This window comes from Marinomonas sp. HM11-D, assembly GCF_057626615.1.
Genome location: NZ_JBMMKT010000001.1, coordinates 76,583 through 95,375, shown reverse-complemented (window position 1 = coordinate 95,375; position 18,793 = coordinate 76,583). Strand labels below are relative to the sequence as shown.

Sequence of the window (18,793 nt, the reverse complement as noted above, 5' to 3'; positions counted from 1 at the left end):
TTGAACGAAACAGGCCTTGTGAGCCTGCCCGATCAGCAGAGCTTGGTTCACTTCCACGTTTACCAAGCTCTGACAGCAGCGCCTTACTCGAAGATAAGCAAAGCGCTTAGACCTACTTCTCTAGACTTACGTTGTAGAAGTAGTGACCGCCAAGCGGGTCAATTTTGTAACCTTTCACTTCCTGACGAATAGGCTCGTACACCACCGAGTGAGCCACTGTCACCCAAGGCGCTTCGCGCTTGAACACTTGTTGAGCTTCTTCGTACAGCTTGGTACGTTCGGCTTTATCTGAGGTTTGTTTCGCGGCTTTTAGCAGGCCATCGAACTCTTCGTTACACCAGTGCGCACGGTTTGAACCGCCGACACCGTCACAGCCCAGCAGCACGTACATGAAGTTATCTGGGTCGCCGTTATCACCGGTCCAACCTAGCAAGACGGTATCGTGCTCACCTTTCTTAGAGCGGTTTAGGTACTCACCCCATTCGTAAGACACGATCTCGGCGTCCACACCGACTTTCTTCCAGTCTTCTTGGATGATTTCCGCCATACGACGGGCATTGGGGTTGTAAGGACGCTGTACTGGCATAGCCCAGATATTGGTTTTAAAGCCGTTTTCGTAGCCCGCTTCTTTTAGCAGTGCTTTGGCTTTGACTGGGTCGTAGGAGTAATCCTTCACATCATTGTTGTAAGACCACATGGTCGGTGGAATGGGGTTCTTCGCCACTTTACCAGCGCCTTGGAACACCGCATCAATGATGGCGTTTTTGTTGGTGGCGTAGCTTAGCGCCTGACGTACCTTGGTATCGGTAAACGGGGCTTTTTGCGTGTTAAACGCCAAATAACCGACGTTTAAACCTTCTTGGCTCATCAAGTTGATATCGGTATCCGCTTGCATTTGCTCTAGGTCAGCAGGGTTCGGGTATGGCATCACATGACATTCGCCCGCTTTTAGCTTGGCGTAACGCACTGACGCATCCGGCGTGATCGAGAACACTAGGCGGTCGATGCTCGCTTTACCTTTCCAGTAATCTTCAAACGCTGTGTAGCGGATCAAAGAGTCTTTTTGGTACTGAACTTTTTGGAATGGCCCCGTGCCCACCGGATTAATATCCAGCTGCTCTGGCGTGCCTTTCTTCATTAGGTCATCCGCTTGTTCAGCCGAAAAGATCGAAGCAAAGTCCATCGCCAAGTTGGCGACAAATGGGGCTTCCGGCTGGTTCAATACAAACTTCACCGTGTAATCGTCTACTTTGACGATATCTTTGATCAGGTCCTGCATACCCATACCGTTGAAGTACTCGTAAGAGCCGCCCGATACGCTGTGGTAAGGGTGTTCCTTGTCCCACTGGCGTGCAAAGGTAAAGATCACATCGTCCGCATTAAAGTTGCGGCTTGGTTTGAAGTCCTTGGTGCTGTGGAATTTAACGCCTGTGCGTAAATGGAAAGTGTATTCAAGACCATCCGCCGACACGTCGTAGCTTTCCGCTAAGCCTGGCTCGGTTTCGGTGGTGCCAAGCTTGAACTCAAGCAGACGGTTGAACATGTTTTTCGAACTGGCATCAAACGTGGTACCGGATGTGTAGAACGCTGGGTTAAAGCCCTCTGGACTGCCTTCTGAGCAGTAAACCAATGTTGAAGCAGCGTGAGCAGAGGTGGAAATCGCACCCGCAGCCATCAACGCAAGAGGTAAAGCGGCTAACCGTTTTTTCATCTTAACTCTCCATTTCGCATAATTATTGTCGCTCTTTCGAGCTCGCCCCCTTAGCTGTTTCTGGTCACCTAAGGAGTGCTGTTCTTTTGTGATGCTGGTCTGTGGAGGACTGCCAATGCGGTTTAAAAGCGGCCCCGTTCAAACGCTCTTTTCGAACGGGGCGGCCCTTCCCCTTCCTTGAGGCCCCCTACACGTTTTTGCGAACTTGGTAAAAAGTGCGCAAAAACAGCGTATTTGAAGAGTACTGAACGGTGTTTAATTGACCAATCGAAATAACGATATGCCCTATACGTATGCCGTATTAAGAATTTACATAAAATAAAAAAGCTAAATTTTTCATAAAGTTAGAAAATACAAACCACTAAAATCACGGCATTTTATTTTCTAAATGACGCTCTCAAGGTTTTGTTGGCAGCGGCTTTTAAGCGAGTAAGGCGGGTCTTCATTTACTTTTTAGATAAGCCATTAGATGAGTAAATACAGGCTAGATAAATCATGGCGAAGATCAATTTTTTTGACATAGAGCGGTGTTTGTCCAAATTTCATGCTAATTTGGTTTCGAGGGCATTCTGCTCTGGGTATACTCCCGCCAATCAAATATTTAACTGGCCTAACTTTGGATCGAGGAAAAACATAGTGAGCTCGCTGATCAAATCTATTCATCGCAAACTGTTTACTCTAATCAGCATTGCAGGTTTTGCTGCAGTAATGAGTTCATCGGTTAGCGCTATCGGACAAAGCCCGGAAGACATCGCTGCTCGTATCGCTCCGGTTGGTAAGGTATGTATCGCAGGGCAGGAATGTGAAGTGTCTTCTGCGGCAGCGGTAGCAGCCAATGACGGCCCACGTTCTGGTGAAGCGGTGTACAACCAATTCTGTACGGCTTGTCACTCTATTGGCGTCGCTGGCGCACCAAAATTCGGTAACGCAGGCGATTGGGCACCACGCGTTGCGAAAGGTTTCGATACTCTGATGAGCAACGCCATTAACGGTATCAATGCCATGCCACCACGTGGTACTTGTGCAACTTGTAGCGATGATGAAATTAAAGGCGCGATCGAATACATGACTGAGAACAGCAAGTAATTCGATGAATCAAAAAGCAAGACATAAAAAATGGAGACCTAGGTCTCCATTTTTGTTTTCAGAGAAAAACTCGAGTTAAGAATTGAGCATGGCTTTTAGAGCGGATAACGAGGCTTTACCACGTTCTTTCTTCTGCGCATCGCTCTCATCACCACGCCCTTCCCACACCAAATCCTCTTCTGGCAGCTCGTCGATAAAGCGACTTGGCAAGCAATCAATCTCTTCACCAAACTGACGACGCTTTGCCGCCATGGTAATACACAAGGTTCGCTTAGCGCGGGTAATGCCCACATAAGCCAAACGACGCTCTTCTTCGATGTCATCGTTTTCAATGCTGTTACGATGTGGCAGTAGTTCTTCTTCACAACCGATTAGGAAGACGTGAGGATACTCCAGACCCTTAGAGGCATGCAGCGTTAGCAGCTGAACTTTGTCCTCGTCCTCTTCTTCCTCTTGGCGCTCCAGCATGTCAATCAGTAAAAGTTTAGAGATCGCATGATCAAGGCCCGCATCGGCGTCTTCTTCCCAAGCGCTTTCCATCATGCGCTGGATCGAGTCAATCAAGAAACGCACGTTTTCAATTCGGCGCTCAGCAGCCTTAGGCGAGCTGGCTTGCTCCTGTAACCAACCAAAGTAATCCATATCGTGGATCATTTGTTCGATCACAGGAATCGGTGAGCCTTTTTGCAAACGCTGACGCAGGTTTTGAATCCAAGACTCAAACTCGCGTAGACGCTGTAACGGCTTGCCGGAGACAGTTTCATCCAAGGCTTTATCGCCCGCGGCTTCGAACAAACTCACATGTAAGTGGTTAGCGAGGTTACCGACTTTTTCCAGTGTCGCTGGGCCAATCTCACGACGCGGCAAGTTAATCACGCGTAGAAAAGCATTATCATCCGCAGGGTTCACCAATAGGCGCAAATAGCCCATTAAGTCTTTTATTTCCGCTCGTGAGAAAAACGAAGAACCGCCGTTCATCTTATAGGGAATGCGATAGGCCTGTAGCTTGATTTCCAATAGACGTGCTTGGTGGTTACCACGATACAAGATGGCAAAATCTTTATAAGGAATATTATGGCGCAGATGACGTGCTTGAATCTCCGCTGCCACCCGCTCAGATTCCGCGTCTTCATTACGGGTCACCATCACACGGATCGGATCACCGACACCTAAATCCGACCACAAGGCTTTATCGTACACGTGCGGGTTATTGGCAATCAGGGTATTGGCGGCTTTCAAAATGGTGCGCGTGGAGCGGTAGTTTTGCTCCAGCTTCACCAATTTTAAGTTCGGATAATCGACCGACAAACGTTCCAAGTTTTCTGGGCGCGCGCCACGCCAAGCATAGATCGACTGGTCATCGTCTCCTACTAGAGTGAAGCAGCGGCGAAAGCCTGCCAGCAAACGAATCAGCTCGTATTGGCTGGCGTTGGTGTCCTGACACTCATCCACCAATAAATAGCGCACCTTGTTTTGCCACTTTTCACGCAAGGTCTGATCCGAGATCAAGAGGCTTACTGGCAACAAAATCAGATCGTCAAAATCCACCGCATTGTAGGCACGGATATAACGTTGATACTGACCGTAGACTTGGGCCGCCAATTGTAGCTCTTCTGTGTCCGCTTGCGTGAGCGCCTCTTGCGGTGGAATCAGGTCGTTTTTCCAGTTGGAAATGGTGTGCTGACAAAAGCCCGCCGCGTCCATTTGACCGTTAAATTCTTTGTCGAGGATTTCTTTGACCAGTGCCAGACCATCTTGGGCATCAAACAAAGTGAAACCTTCTTTTAGGCCCGCTTTGCGATACTCTTTACGTAAGATGTTTAAGCCTAACGTGTGAAAGGTCGAAATGCTAAGACCACGGCTTTCTTCCTTGCTTAGCATGCCGACCACACGCTCTTTCATCTCGCGCGCCGCCTTGTTGGTAAAGGTCACCGCAACGATGCTCGAGGCTTTAAAACCACAGGTTTGAATCAGGTAGGCGATCTTGGTGGTGATTACACTGGTTTTACCGGAGCCCGCACCGGCCAACACCAAGAGCGGCCCATCAATTTGCTTCACCGCCTCAAGCTGACGCTCGTTTAGAGTGCGCATTCGCTGGGAAATAGAAGGTAAAGACTGACTCATTGTGTGCCACCGGTAGTTCAAAAATAGAGGCGTATTCTACACCAGTTCACGATCCATGTTGATCGCTAATCTGGCGAATAAAAGCACAAAAAAGGGCCGCGATAGCGACCCTCTTGAGGCTTTAAAAGCTGAAAGCCATCAGTCTTTAACTGGTTTTTTGCTCCAGAAACTCGCCAATAGCGAGCCAGAAATATTGTGCCAGACACTGAAGATCGAACCTGGCAAGGCCGCCGCTGGGGTAAAGAATTTAATCGCCAACGCGGATGCTAGACCAGAGTTCTGCAAGCCCACTTCAAACGCGATAGTGCGACAGATTTTTTTATCAAAGCCAAGCATGGCCGTTACCCAGTAACCTAGCGTCAAACCGATACCGTTATGCAATACCACCGCAGCAGCCACCATTAGGCCAACCGAGGCGATCTTATCAGCACTCAAGGCCACCACAATGGCAATGATCAGAACAATGGCGAACATAGATACGTACGGTAGTAGTGGCTCCAATTTACGGGTAAAGCCATGGGCGACTGTATTTAGCACCACACCAATCGCCACTGGCACCAGCACGATTTTCACCAAGCTCATCAGCATAGAGCTCACTGGAACGTCCACCGAGGTACCAATCATCCATGACACCAATAGTGGTGTTAATACCACTCCTAGCAAGGTAGAAATCGCTGTCATAGAAATCGACAGTGCAGTATCGCCTTTCGCAAGGTAACACATGACATTAGACGAGGTACCACCGGCTACACTACCGACCAACAACATGCCGACAGTCAATTCGCTATCAAAGCCAAACAGCGTAGCAATGATCAATGCTGTAATCGGCATCACTAGAAACTGTAGCAACACGCCGACACCCACAGCTTTGGTGTTTTTACCGACTTTTTTAAAGTCTTGTGGGCTCAGCGTTAAGCCCATCGCCAGCATGATGGTCATCAATAAAGGCAAGATATAGCCTTTTAGATCAATGAACGTAGAAGGCTGAAAATACGCTAAAACGGACAACAACAGTGCCCACAGCGGGAAGAGCTGGATGATCATGAAGGGACTCCCAATCGTTATTATTTGACCGCGCAGACTTCCCAACTTGAATAGGTTGGCCACAGCTCTGGGCGGGAGCGATAGTTTACAGACTGTTACATTCGCCCAGCATTGTTTTGGCTATGTCTTCCCTCGTTTATCCTTAATAACCCCTGCACTGAACCTCTTATTCCATAAGGCACTTGATGAATTAGCGCTTTATCGAAGCCACTTATGCAAGATTTGTAAGTTGAATAAGAATAACATTCGCTTTCAAATGCCTTTGAGAAACATTATCATTAAATGAAATATTTATGATAAGAGTTATCTCGCTATGCTTATATCTGCGTTAAAGCGCCTCAGTTTCATGGTGTGCGCGGCCCTGCTGACCACTTCAGTACAAGCCGTTACGGTACAAGACAGTAAGGGATCGTTTTCTTTGGACTACGAACCTAAGCGTATTGTAGTGCTGGAGTTTTCCTTTGCCGACGCACTCGCCTCAGTTGGCGTCGCCCCAATTGGCATCGCCGATGATAAAGATAAAAGCCGTGTCTTACCGGCGGTACGAGAGGTGATTGGCGATTGGCAATCGGTGGGCACGCGCTCTCAGCCAAGCCTTGAAGTGATCGCTTCCCTTAAGCCTGATTTGATCATTGCCGATATTTCCCGCCACGAAGCGGTCTATGAGGATTTACAGAAAATCGCGCCGACACTGATCCTGCCTTCCCGTCGTGAAACCTACCAAGACAATCTAAAAGCGGCCGCGATCATTGGTAAGGTAGTGGGCAAGGAAGCGCAAATGACACAACGTCTAGCGCAGCATCAGCAGTTTATGAACGACATGGCGGCCAAGCTACCTGCTAAAGCAAAAGTACAATTTGGCGTAGCCCGCGCGGATGCGCTGTTTCTGCATACAGGCGACTCTTACGCTGGTGGCGTGATTCAAGCGCTCGGCATGCAAACACCGGATTCTGACCGCGATGATTCCGCCTACCGTCAAACCAGCTTGGAACAATTGCTAGCCATTAACCCTGAGTACTTTGTCGTGGGCAACTACGTGCATCCAAGCATTGTCGAGCAATGGCAAAACGAGCCCTTGTGGAGTTTGCTGCAAGCCGTCAGTCATCAGCATATTTTCCAAGTCGATCCTAATGTGTGGTCACGCTGCCGTGGCATTATGGCAGCGGAGCATATGGCTTCTGATCTAGTACGCATTTTCGCCAAATCATAATCTTTATATGTCTGCAATTTTTAGATCAATCAGCCTAGTCCTATTGTTGTTTCTGGGCTTAGTACTGATTAGCTGGTGGAATCTGTTTGCTTGGTCGGTCGTCCCCGTCACTGGGTTAGATGTATGGCATGCCATCACAGCATTTGATAGCCAAGTGATCGCTCAACGCATTGTGGTGGATTTACGCCTGCCGCGCTTGCTTAGCGCCCTATTAGTCGGCGCCAGCCTTGCCGCAGCGGGCACCATTATGCAAGGGCTCACTCGTAACCCCCTAGCAGCGCCTTCAGTGTTAGGCGTCAACGCAGGGGCCGCATTGGGGATGGCATTAGTTTCCACCTTACCGTTTTTGTATGGTGCTCTGACGACTTCAATTGCCGCCATGTTAGGTGGCGGTCTTGCTTGGCTATTGGTGATGTTATTAGGCAGCACGTGGCGTATGGGCGGTAACGAACATGGTCGTCTCGTACTCGCAGGCGTGGCCATTTCGGCTCTATGTGCTGCATTAACCAAGGCCGTGGTTATTATGGAAGAGGATCAAGCCGCGGGGGTGATGACTTGGTTGGCAGGCAGTCTAGCCGACGCCCGCTGGCAGACTTGGCAAAGCTTCTGGCCCGTGGCCGTGATTGGATTGCTCGGCGCGCTATTGCTGGCACCCTCGCTGAATCTGCTGCAATTGGGTGAAGACAACGCCCGAAATCTTGGTATCAATTTATTGCGCAGTAAGCTGATCGGCAGTGTCTTGGTGCTGGTGTTAGTCGGTGCTTCCATCAGTGCTGTGGGCAGTATCGGCTTTGTCGGCTTAATCGTACCGCATATGGCACGCTTACTGATGGGACAAGACTTTCGCATCTTTTTACCCGTGGCCATGTTACTTGGCGCAGCGTTAGTCACCTTGGCCGATACCTTAAGTCGCGCTGTGACCTACCCCATGGAAACCCCTGCTGGGGCCATTCTTGCGCTGCTCGGCGCGCCTTTCTTTATTTACTTGGTGAGAAAACGCACCCTATGAACGCGCAACGTTTTTTCCCTCTGGCCATCATTTTACTGATTGTCTTGAGCCTCGCTAATTTGCTGTTTGGCGCAGTGTCTTTGTCTTTATCAGAAGTCTGGCAAGGCTTGTTTGTCGGCTCAGAGCAGCACTTTACTGTGTATGAGTACCGCTTACCGCGCATTTTCCTCGCCATTTTAGTGGGCGCGGGCCTTGCCTTATCCGGCGCGCTGGTACAAGGGGTGATTCGAAATCCACTGGCTTCCCCGGATGTCTTGGGCGTGAGCCATGGGGCTGGGCTGGCGGCGGTGTTTTACATGACCTATTTCAGTGGCGCCTCCACTGACTGGCTACCAGAAGTCGCTTTGGCCGGCGGTATTCTTGCAGCCTTGGTGTTATGGTATTTATGCGGCGCTCGTAGCAGTGCCATTAAACTGGCCATCACCGGGGTTGCTCTCGCGGCCTTTTGGGCCAGCTGTATCGACTTTTTGATGCTCACCAAGCCACTTGAAATCAACAATGCTTTGCTTTGGCTGACGGGCAGTTTATGGGGCCGCGGCTGGCCTCAGTTACAGGCGCTGTTGCCTTGGTTTGTATTAATCCCCCTAGCGCTAGGCCTAAGTAAATATTTAAACCTACTGGATCTTGGCGACGACAGCGCCACCAGCCTTGGTATCTCGCCACAGCGACTGCGTTTATTGAGTTTAGCCATCGCCGTCGCGCTCACCGCCGCTTGTGTGTCCATCTGTGGCCCGATTGGCTTTCTCGGTTTGGTCGCGCCCCATCTGACTCGCAAACTGGTTGGCGGACGTCATCAAGCCCTGTTACCAGCCACCATGCTCACCGGCGCTTGCTTGTTGCTCGCTGCAGATTTGGCTGCCCGTACCCTTGATCCACCCATTGAACTGCCTGCCGGTATTTTAACTGCCATCATTGGCGCCCCGTATTTCCTATGGCTACTGTTGAGGATGAAATAATCATGTCCCTAAGCGCTCACCAACTCAGTGTTGGCTACCATGGCCACACCATCGTCAAAGAGATGGATTTAACGCTGCCCGACGGTCGCTTTATTGCCTTACTAGGCCCCAATGGCTGTGGTAAATCGACGTTACTTAAATGCTTTGCGCGCATTTTACCAGCCATGTCTGGGGAAGTCCGTTGGCAGGGCCATAACCTACACGATTACCCATCTAAGCAGCTATCCAAACAACTGGCACTGTTGCCACAAACCCAGCCCATTCCAGAAGGGATTAAGGTCAAAGATCTAGTCGCCTATGGCCGTAGCCCTTATACCGGTTTTTGGGGCAAGCTAAGCCAGCAAGATCATCAGATCGTTGAGCAGATGATGCAGCAAACCGGCACCTATGAACTGCGTGAACAATTAGTCAGTGAACTGTCTGGCGGTCAGCGCCAACGTGTTTGGCTGGCCATGGTGTTAGCCCAAGATACGCCTTATTTATTGCTCGATGAGCCGACCACCTATATGGACATCAACCACCAAGTGGAATTGATGCACCAACTGCAACGCCTAAATAAACAAGGCAAAACCATCATCACCGTACTGCATGACATCAACCAAGCAGCACGCTACTGCGATCACCTCGTGGTGATGAAAGCGGGTGAACTGAAATACCAAGGCTCCCCCGAAGAGGTGTTGACCTCAACCATGCTCAAACAGGTGTTTTCCCTAAACGCCCAAATCCACCGCGATCCCGTCTCCGGCACACCCATGTGTGTGGTGGAAGATTGATCCGACACTGCTATTCACTTCAACTTGTAAAAGACTAAGGTGCCATGAAATATCCGATCCTTTCTTCTAGTCTGTTATTGCTGTCTTTGCCGCTGATCGCAGCGCCCAACGCCAGTGATGATGTTTCTGCCGATCAGCAACTGGACACGCTGGTGGTCACAGGACGTGCCCTGTCACACTACAAGGAAGATAGCGCCAGCATTGGCACACGAACGGATACGGACATCGATAGAACCGCGCAATCGGTACAGGTATTAACCGACACCCTGATTGAAGACCAAGCGGCGCACCAAGTCACCGACTTATACCGCTCCATTTCCGGTGTTTCGCAAGACAATGTATCGACCGTGACTTTCCGTGGTTTCCATCAAGATGAGCAACTGTACGATGGCATGCGTGGTAACCCTTACAAGGAATTCTTTACCGTGCCGCAGTTGATCAACGTGCAAGAGGTTCAGGCGATCAAAGGTCCTGCGGGCGCATTGTATGGTGCCGGAGAACCGGGCGGTGTGATCAATTATGTGTCGAAAAAGCCGACCTATGAGCCAAAAAACTTTATTAAACTTGGCACGGGCAACAAAGGCTATCACTCAGAGCAACTGTCTAGTTCAGGCCCAGTCAACGAAGACTCGAGCCAACGCTACCGCGTGTCTTTATATCAAGACAAGAGTGATTCCTACCGTAACAACGTTGATCAAGATAACCAGAACATCGACCTTGGCTATGCTTGGGATATCAACGATGATTCCACGCTGACGGTGCAGTACACCAATATTGAACAAACGCTGCATGGTGCCCGTTTACGTGGTATTCCGACCGACGACGATGGCAATTTCTTAGCGGACGATAGCTGGAATGCGAATGAGCCTGGAGATCAACAAACCTTAGACGCTGAAACCTTCCAAGCCAAGCTCGAACAGGTGTTAAATGATCGAGTGTCTTGGGATCTAGGCATGCGTTACTTTAAGGGGACAGAAAGCCAAAATTATCACGAGTCGCTTGGCTTAACCGATACCGATGATGATGGTGTGGATGATGCTGTCCGTCGACAATACCGCGATCAGCTGCGTACCAACGAAGGCATCAGCGTCTCCAGTAACTTGGTGTTTGACCTGAATGATCACACCTTATTAGTGGGCACAGATTACACCCGCAATACCTATGATTATCTGTATTATCGCTCTAACGATGCCGCAGCCTTAAGCCTAGCGAATCCTATCTACAATGCCGATATCAGCATCTACAACTTATCGCTTAACCAAAATAATCAAACGCTTTCGCAGCAGTTAGGACTCTTGGTACAAGACCAATGGGCGGTGACGAATCGTTTAGATTTGGTGGCTGGCGTGCGTTTAAACCACTTTGAAGAAGACTTCACCGATCATCGTAATAACGCCAACAATGCCAGTTACTCCGATCAAGGTGTGGATACTCGTGTCGGTGCCACTTACCAATGGTCTGACAACATCAAACCTTACACCTCGTTCTCAACCGGTTATCAGCCACAAAGCGCCAGCGATCAACAAGCCGCTGTCGGCGGTCCATTCGATCCAGAGCAAAGCCAGCAACTGGAAGCCGGCGTACGTACTTACTGGTTGGATAACCGCTTGAACGTCAACTTTGCGGTGTACCACATTGAGCGTGAAAATGTGTTGCAGGAAGATCCAAACGACAGAGATATGAAAATCGCCCTCGGCAAGGTACGTAGCCAAGGTGCTGAGATTGATGTGCTGGCAGACATTACCGATCGTTGGGTTGCCAACCTAAGTTATGCCTACAACGATACCGTGATTAAGGAAGACAACGACGATGGAATTCAGTTTGCTGCCGGCGATTCACGTCGCTTCTCAAACTCCCCGTTGCATCAGTTAGGCTTGTGGACCCGTTACGATCTGCCTAGCCTATCTTCGTCTGTATCGGTGGGCGCTGAGTACGTTAGCGAACAGTACAATCGCGATCAGCAAAAGGTGAAGCCTTACACGGTCTACGATGCCACTTGGCAAACTCAGATCGACGCTTGGACACTGCAAGTCACCATTAAAAACCTAACCGACGAAGTTTACGCCAGCTCTGGTTTTAACCGAAATATCGGCTCAAACCTTGGCGAGCGCCGTCGCCTTTACCTAAGCGCCCAATACGATTTCTAAATCGATCCACAAAATAGTGTGTGGCCTGCTCCACACACTTTGCTTTTTTCACTCTTACCCTCTCCCTACTATCCTCCCCCTACCACGGCGGCGAGGGTTTTCTCCATTTTGCGATAACTGAGCGATTCCATTAAATGTTTACGCTCCACCGCTTTGCCTTCTAGATCAGCTAGCGTCAGCGCTACGCGCAATACCCGATGATAGGCGCGGGCAGAGAGTTTTAAGCGCTCCAATGCCTGCTGCATAAAGTGCTTGTCGGCATCACTTAGGGCGCAAATACGCTCCAATTCACGACCACTTAAATGGGCATTTTGCACACCTTGGCGGGTACGCTGACGCGCCACCGCTGCCTCGACTCGAGCTCGAACGGCCGCACTTGCTTCCCCCACTTCATCTTGATTCACCAGTACATCGGTGGGCAGTGGCGGTACCTCCACATGTAAATCGATCCGATCAAGAAACGGTGCCGAGAGTTTGCGCAGATATTTTTGACTGGCGCTGGATTGATAATAATCCGCGCCACCACTGTAGGCTTCATTGCTCGCATTCATCGCCGCCACCAACATAAATCGCGCTGGATAGGAAATTTGCCCTCGGGCGCGGGACAAATGTACTTCACCATTTTCCAATGGTTCGCGGAGTACTTCTAACACCTTACGGTCGAATTCGGGCAATTCATCCAAGAACAAGACACCGCAATGACTTAAGGAAGCTTCGCCAGGCTTAGGGATAGAACCACCGCCGACAAGTGCTGCGGCTGAACTAGAATGGTGCGGGCTACGAAAGGGACGCTCAGACCAATGCCAATCAACGCCCATTTTACGGCCAGAGACGGATTGCACCGCGGCGACTTCTAAGGCTTCCGCTTCGGTCATGCGAGGCATAATGCCGGGTAGACGGGACGCGAGCATGGTTTTACCGGTACCTGGCGGCCCAATAAACAACTAATTATGTTATTATCCTACCAAGTCGAAAAACACGGATTTTACAATGAAAAAAGCTTATTCATACATACGCTATTCATCGCCTCAACAAGCAAAAGGCGATAGTTTCAGACGACAATTTTCAGCAACACAAGCGTATTGCGAAAAGCACGGTTATGAGCTTGATACTGAATTAGCTGTGTATCAAGAGCTTGGCGTGTCTGGTGTGGACGGTGATCAAGAGAATCTTAGAAGATTCATTGAGGATTGTGAAACGGGAAAAGTAAAAAAAGGATCATTGCTGATCGTTGAAAACTTAGATCGCTTGTCTCGTAAAAAGATAAATAAAGCAATGCGTCAGTTTTTGCACTTGCTTGATTATGTTGATATTTACACGCTTCAAGATCAAAAGCTTTACTCTAACAATGACAATATTGATAGTGAAAGTCAGTTGTTAGATGTTATGACGAGCTTGATTATTATGAGTCGAGCTTATGAAGAATCTGCGACAAAAAAGAAGCGTTTAAAAGAAAGTTGGAACTCTAAAAGAGATAATATTACAAGCAAAAAACTCACTTCAATGATTCCGCATTGGCTTGAATTATCAGAAGATAGAACTGAATTTCGCTTGAAAAAAGATAAAGTAGAAATTATTAGATATATCTTTCAAAAGTCGATAGACGGTATGGGTAATTCACAGCTTTTAAGACACTTGAACGAGAACTTAACTCAATTCCCTACCCCAACCAAAAATAGCAAAATTTGGGCAAGAACAAGCCTCACACGCATCTTAACAGATAGATCTGTTCTTGGTGAGTATCAACCACATATCGGCAAACACAGTGGCACTGGTGAAAATAAACGTAAGCCTTTTGGCGATCCAATTCCCGATTACTACCCGCAGATCATTGATGAAGAAACATTCTTAAAAGCCCAAATAGCAAGAAAAAGTAGAGCCATAGGGCGGGGTAAAGTTAATCGAGATAAGTTTTCTAACCTGTTCCGCAATATACTTTTTTGCGGATATTGTGGCGGGAAAGTCGAATATACTGATAAAGGGGATGGTCCGAAGGGGGGTAAATATTTAACTTGTGCAAATGCTAAAAGGGGCGGAAATTGCACTCATAACAAACATTATAGATATTTACCTCTTGAACAAATGCTCTTGCATCTAACAACAGAAAATGGATTTATGCCAAAATCCGAAGCCCCAACTGAGCTAAGTTTAAGATTATCAAAACTTCAAGATTTTAAAGAAAAAGCAGAATCACAACTTAATTTTCTATTAGAAGATGATTTTTCAATACCTGCGATCAAAGACAAAATTAAAACTCTATCAAAGGAAATAGAGCGATATAATTCAGAGATCGAAGAAGTTGAAGATAAACTTTTAACATACAAACAAGAATATACATACAAAGATTTATATCAAGATGTAATTCTTGAAGAAGATTCTATTCTATTGTCGTCCAATAGAATGATCTACAACACTTATTTGTCTAAAAAAATTGAGTCTGCATATTTGTATGATAATTACAGCAACTTCATAATGTTTAAAATGAAAGATGAAAATATTCATACTGTTATTATTGATGAATTGTACAATTTCGGGGGTTGTTCGCTGCCAAATGGCGATATAACACACAAGCGGTTAAACGGTGAAGAAACTAAAATTGATGCGATGATCTGGCAGATACAAGAGAATTTTTTAAGATTGATTAAAACAAGCGAAGATTTAACAGACAAGAAGATTCATAATTATTTAAATAGAATCAATAAATTGATTAGTAAAATAATAATTAGTCAAGATATTGAGCTATTCGATAAAGTCATTTATCAGATAAAGAAAGTTAGTTCGATATTAGAAAAATAACTAAACAAGACGGTGTAGACAAATAAAAAGAAAGAATAAAAACACATTCTTTCTTTTTTGTCGATTTTAAAATCTAAACATACTTTTTATAAATATGAACACGACTTTCTTGTGCTTCAACAATTAAGTCAAATAAATAATCGTATAAACTTTTAATGTATATTAAAAAAACCTCAACAAATCTTTTTTGTTTATCATTAAGAAAGTCAATTTCTTCTGTAATAGATGAATCATCTTCGATTATTTTATCTAAATATTTTATTGCATCTTCTGCCTTAGCGCTTATCAAATAAAATAATTCTGTATTACTATTAGCTATTGTCATAGCATCAGAATCATCATAATAATTATAATTATCTTTATAAACATAATTATAATTATCATATTCTTGAATATTGTATTCTAAATCATCTGAAAATTGTTTGGTTATATAATTAATTAACATATCAAAATCAAATTTAATTTTTAAATTTTCAATATAATTATATTCTTCAAAGCTTTCATACAAAAATTCAAGCACAGAAAATCTATCGCATATTTCTTTCAATGCTTTTTTTTGTTTACTAAGTAAAACTTCTTTTTCCATAAAACACTCCATAAAAACTCTTTAAATCACTTAATTATAAAAACGATAGACAAATAAAAAGAAAGAATAAAAACACATTCTTTCTTTTTTTTCGTCGTTATTTTTTATTGAGTTCACAGTCAATTCTTTTTAAGTAATTAATAATCCTAATAGCTTTATAAGCTAATTTAATTCTTTTGTTATCTGTTTCTTTAAAAAAACAATCAATTGCATCAGTTTCAAGTATTTTAGAAAAATCGAAATTATCTATAAGACTATTAAAGAAACTATATTTAAACACATCATTATTATCTTTTTCTAATGCGCTTATAATATTGCCCAACTCATTTATTTTAAAATCTCTAAACTCTATAAGAGCTTTTTTAAAATCATAAAGATTAATTTCATAACAATTATAATTTAATTCTAATTTTGAACTTGATTTATTATGCAAAAAGTAAAAATCAACACCGTAATATTTTAGTCTATTTTGACTACATAACTCAATACCCAACTCATTTTCTAATCTATCTACATCTCTCATTTATAATCTCCTTTTTTATTTTTTTGGTATACCTTAATTATATTGATAACTATATAGATACATCAAAAAAACAAGCTGTCAAATATATGAAATCAAAAAAAGATACAGCTATATAACTTGACGTCTAAAAAAATTATGTTAAATAAAATATATGAGCAAATAATATTTGCAAGTAGGAGGTTTGGCGTCAAGACACCTAAACCAACTTGATTTTTCTAAAGAAAAATATATCAAAAAACATATAACCAAGAACCTAAAATTAAAATATCTAAAACGCATTACATTTGTTGTTAGAAAATTAATTTTTTAAAAAAACCGCATTACATTTGGAGAATAATTATGAAAGAAAATATGTATGAAAAAGTATATTTAAAAGAACGTCAAAAAGTTTTTAACGAAATAAAATCACTATTAGAAATATACGAAAACGAACAAGAAAATATAGCAACTCAGGAGAATAGAAATGAGCCAAAACAAAACAAACAAATCAAATAGAACTGAAAGAATAACTGTAAGATTATCAAGCGAAAATAAAGCATATTTAGAAAACCTAAAAACTCAATTCGACTATGATACTTTTGAAGATTTAATAATGAGCATAGTAAATGAGCAATTAGATACAATAGAAAAAAATAAAGTTTATATAGACAAAAATGGCGACTGTATCAAAGCAATTAATCACTTGAATAAATATGCTACGAACTTAAATCAATTAGCGAAAATAGCAAATAAAAATGGCAGTTTAACAAGCGAACAACTTCAAGAGTTTCAAAACTATCAAACTCAATTAATAAGAGCAAAAAATCACATTTCAAAAAATGTAAAAATATTAAAAGGGAGGATATAAATGGCAGTCTTTAAAATATTGCACGAAGGAGAAAATAAAACAGCATTAAGAAAAGCTGTTCGATACAACTCAAAGAATAAAAAAGACTTTAATAATGACAATAACCCACGCTTAATAGCTGTTGAGTCTAATTGCGGTTTTTGTCTAAATGTCCAAGATGAAAGCGAATATAATCAACTTGTCGAAAACTTCATAATGTCAGTTGAAGCTAATGCAAGTCTTTCAGAAAATAGAAAGAAACAAGCTAAACTTTACGAACATTCTGTTTTATCTTTTTCAGAAGATGATGATAAAAAATACACACTTGAAGAGCTTCAAAAAATGGCTCTTGAAACGTGTTCTTTATACGATAAAAACTTCGAGAATACGCCCTATATGATGTGGCCTCAAAGAGACTCAGGAAAGCTACATTTTCACGTTGTGAGAGGCTTTCACGATGACGAAGGCAAATATCATCGACAATATAGAAGTGGTAAAAAGATGGAAGCGGCTTCCCAAAAAATCGAGAAGCTACACGACCTTACACGAACCGGAAAAAATAATAAAAACAATTGGCATACAATAGATGGTAAAAAAGTTTATGTACCACAGCATAAGCAAAAAGAGCTTGTTTTTGCTAAGAATAAAAACTTAGATTATTCGATAGAGATTAAAGAAAAAGATAAAGTATTGAGCAAAAAAATAAAGCATAAAGATACTTTAAAACAAAATTTCTTGGATATAGAAAAAAACGAAAAATCAAAACAAGAAACATACAAAAAAACTCAGAAAAAAAATATTTCAAAAATATCTGAATTAGAAGAAGAAAATAATAATTTAGGTTTTTTCTCGAAACATTTCACAAACATAAGAAAGTTAAATGAAGAAGAAATAAACGCATTAAATAATAAAAACATTGCTTTAAAAAATGACTTTAATAACTTCAAAGAAAAAAGCGAAAAACTTAAAAGACCAATTATTTCAAACATCAAAAAAATCAACACGGAAATAAATAAAACAAAATCTAAAAAAGACTTATTAGCTAAAGATAAAAAATCATTTAATCAAACAAATATCGAATTAGATTTTTTAAAAGAAACAATTTCAAGACTGTATAAAGAAAATAATAACCCAGTAGAGTTTTTAGAAAAATTAAATAATGAAGGCATTCAAGCCACTTTCACTAAAAGAAAAAATGGCCTTGGTGGGATTACATTCCAAAGCGGTGATTTATCTATTTCGGGCGGGAAGGTAAACTCTCAATTGACGTATGGAAAGCTAAAAAACAACAACCCTAAGCTTTTTAAACTTATTACTGGAATTGATAATTATGGCTTTGATTGCGCTGAAAGAAATGAAGTAGAAGATTTTAGAATAGAAAGTTTAAATAAGCTTTATAAACAAGCAATTTCAAATGATGGTGATACATATATCTACTTTAATAAAAAGAATAATTCCCAATATCCAAATAACTATAATCTTAGAATATCAAAAGATAAAGATATGATTTCATTCACTAATATTAATAATAAACACGACCTAAAATTAGCTTATGAAACATCGAAAAAGCTGGGCTGGTTATCTGCTACATCAGAGTCAAAAGAGTTAGTTTTAAACTCAATGAAAGCAGTTTATGAAGAAAATCAAAACGACCTATTCTTTTATAGAACCAAAACGCCAAGCTTAACTATAAAAGAACTTAAAGACATTGTTGAAGATGATACTTTATCAAAAGACAACTTAATAAAGCTTTATGATAAAAACATAATTATAGAAGAAGACAAAGATAATCTTAAAAAATATCTGACAGAGCAATTCAAGAAAAAAGGCTATAATTCGAGCAAGATTATGCAACATTTAGATAGTGGTTTAAGTTTAAAAGAAGCGCTTGAAAAAGATGATATAAAGTCATCTGGGGCAACATCTAATACATTAACATCAAGTAATAAAAGAACTTCAAATAATCGCTCTACATTAAAACTAAGTCGATAAAAATAAAAGC

General features: G+C 43.2%; 15 protein-coding genes and 1 pseudogene. 10 read left to right on the top strand and 6 right to left on the bottom strand.

Translation table 11 applies throughout. The features are described from left to right. Positions 1–112: 112 nt before the first annotated feature. Positions 113–1,711 carry an ABC transporter substrate-binding protein gene (locus tag ACOSVP_RS00395; RefSeq protein WP_487345537.1) on the bottom strand — a complete coding sequence of 533 codons (1,599 nt, stop codon included), beginning with the start codon at positions 1,709–1,711 and terminating at the stop codon, positions 113–115. 636 nt (positions 1,712–2,347) lie between these two features. On the opposite strand from ACOSVP_RS00395, the gene ACOSVP_RS00390 reads away from it, so the two are divergent. After that, the gene (locus tag ACOSVP_RS00390) at positions 2,348–2,797 is read left to right on the top strand and encodes a c-type cytochrome (protein WP_487345536.1); all 450 of its coding nucleotides are present in this window, start codon (positions 2,348–2,350) and stop codon (positions 2,795–2,797) included. Between the two features lie 75 nt (positions 2,798–2,872). Here ACOSVP_RS00390 and rep read toward each other — a convergent pair whose 3' ends face one another. Both rep and ACOSVP_RS00380 read right to left on the bottom strand, forming a co-directional pair. After that, positions 2,873–4,921 carry a DNA helicase Rep gene (rep, locus tag ACOSVP_RS00385; RefSeq protein WP_487345535.1) on the bottom strand — a complete coding sequence of 683 codons (2,049 nt, stop codon included), beginning with the start codon at positions 4,919–4,921 and terminating at the stop codon, positions 2,873–2,875. A gap of 138 nt (positions 4,922–5,059) precedes the next feature. Then, on the bottom strand, positions 5,060–5,965 hold the full coding sequence (locus tag ACOSVP_RS00380) for a bile acid:sodium symporter family protein (protein ID WP_487345534.1): 906 nt from the start codon (positions 5,963–5,965) through the stop codon (positions 5,060–5,062). Between the two features lie 313 nt (positions 5,966–6,278). Between ACOSVP_RS00380 and ACOSVP_RS00375 the strand changes: the two genes are divergently transcribed. Genes ACOSVP_RS00375 through ACOSVP_RS00355 form a run of 5 tightly spaced genes read left to right on the top strand, consistent with a single transcriptional unit; the run spans position 6,279 to position 12,060 of the window. Continuing rightward, a complete protein-coding gene (locus ACOSVP_RS00375; RefSeq protein ID WP_487345533.1) occupies positions 6,279–7,175 on the top strand; it encodes a Fe(3+) dicitrate ABC transporter substrate-binding protein in 897 nt (298 codons plus the stop codon). A 7-nt stretch (positions 7,176–7,182) separates the two neighbouring features. Then, positions 7,183–8,184: an iron chelate uptake ABC transporter family permease subunit gene (locus ACOSVP_RS00370; protein WP_487345532.1), complete on the top strand. Its 1,002-nt coding sequence runs from the start codon at positions 7,183–7,185 to the stop codon at positions 8,182–8,184. After that, positions 8,181–9,140 carry a Fe(3+) dicitrate ABC transporter permease subunit FecD gene (gene fecD, locus ACOSVP_RS00365; protein ID WP_487345531.1) on the top strand — a complete coding sequence of 320 codons (960 nt, stop codon included), beginning with the start codon at positions 8,181–8,183 and terminating at the stop codon, positions 9,138–9,140. Before ACOSVP_RS00370 ends, fecD begins: the two co-directional genes overlap by 4 nt. A gap of 2 nt (positions 9,141–9,142) precedes the next feature. Further along, positions 9,143–9,913 carry a Fe(3+) dicitrate ABC transporter ATP-binding protein FecE gene (fecE, locus tag ACOSVP_RS00360; protein ID WP_487345530.1) on the top strand — a complete coding sequence of 257 codons (771 nt, stop codon included), beginning with the start codon at positions 9,143–9,145 and terminating at the stop codon, positions 9,911–9,913. Positions 9,914–9,957: 44 nt separating this feature from the next. Then, positions 9,958–12,060, top strand: a complete 2,103-nt coding sequence (locus ACOSVP_RS00355) for a TonB-dependent siderophore receptor (RefSeq protein WP_487345529.1) — start codon at positions 9,958–9,960, stop codon at positions 12,058–12,060. A 68-nt stretch (positions 12,061–12,128) separates the two neighbouring features. Here the strand turns inward: ACOSVP_RS00355 and ACOSVP_RS00350 are convergent. Further along, positions 12,129–13,004: pseudogene (locus tag ACOSVP_RS00350) on the bottom strand (YifB family Mg chelatase-like AAA ATPase); the annotation flags it as partial. Positions 13,005–13,050: 46 nt separating this feature from the next. On the opposite strand from ACOSVP_RS00350, the gene ACOSVP_RS00345 reads away from it, so the two are divergent. After that, complete coding sequence (locus ACOSVP_RS00345; protein WP_487345528.1) at positions 13,051–14,856, top strand: recombinase family protein; 1,806 nt, start codon at positions 13,051–13,053, stop codon at positions 14,854–14,856. Positions 14,857–14,929: 73 nt separating this feature from the next. Here the strand turns inward: ACOSVP_RS00345 and ACOSVP_RS00340 are convergent, their stop codons facing one another. Together ACOSVP_RS00340 and ACOSVP_RS00335 are read right to left on the bottom strand one after the other, a co-directional pair. Beyond that, positions 14,930–15,442: a hypothetical protein gene (locus ACOSVP_RS00340; RefSeq protein WP_487345527.1), complete on the bottom strand. Its 513-nt coding sequence runs from the start codon at positions 15,440–15,442 to the stop codon at positions 14,930–14,932. A 97-nt stretch (positions 15,443–15,539) separates the two neighbouring features. Beyond that, positions 15,540–15,965, bottom strand: coding sequence for a hypothetical protein (locus ACOSVP_RS00335; RefSeq protein ID WP_487345526.1), 426 nt, complete (start codon positions 15,963–15,965; stop codon positions 15,540–15,542). 339 nt (positions 15,966–16,304) lie between these two features. Here ACOSVP_RS00335 and ACOSVP_RS00330 point away from each other — a divergent pair, with 339 nt between their 5' ends. The 3 genes from ACOSVP_RS00330 to ACOSVP_RS00320 are packed head-to-tail and all read left to right on the top strand — an operon-like array spanning position 16,305 to position 18,783. Then, positions 16,305–16,460, top strand: coding sequence for a hypothetical protein (locus ACOSVP_RS00330; protein ID WP_487345525.1), 156 nt, complete (start codon positions 16,305–16,307; stop codon positions 16,458–16,460). Continuing rightward, on the top strand, positions 16,429–16,812 hold the full coding sequence (locus ACOSVP_RS00325; protein ID WP_487345524.1) for a hypothetical protein: 384 nt from the start codon (positions 16,429–16,431) through the stop codon (positions 16,810–16,812). Before ACOSVP_RS00330 ends, ACOSVP_RS00325 begins: the two co-directional genes overlap by 32 nt. Further along, complete coding sequence (locus ACOSVP_RS00320; protein WP_487345523.1) at positions 16,813–18,783, top strand: relaxase/mobilization nuclease domain-containing protein; 1,971 nt, start codon at positions 16,813–16,815, stop codon at positions 18,781–18,783. It begins immediately after the preceding gene. The last annotated feature ends 10 nt before the right edge of the window (positions 18,784–18,793 follow it).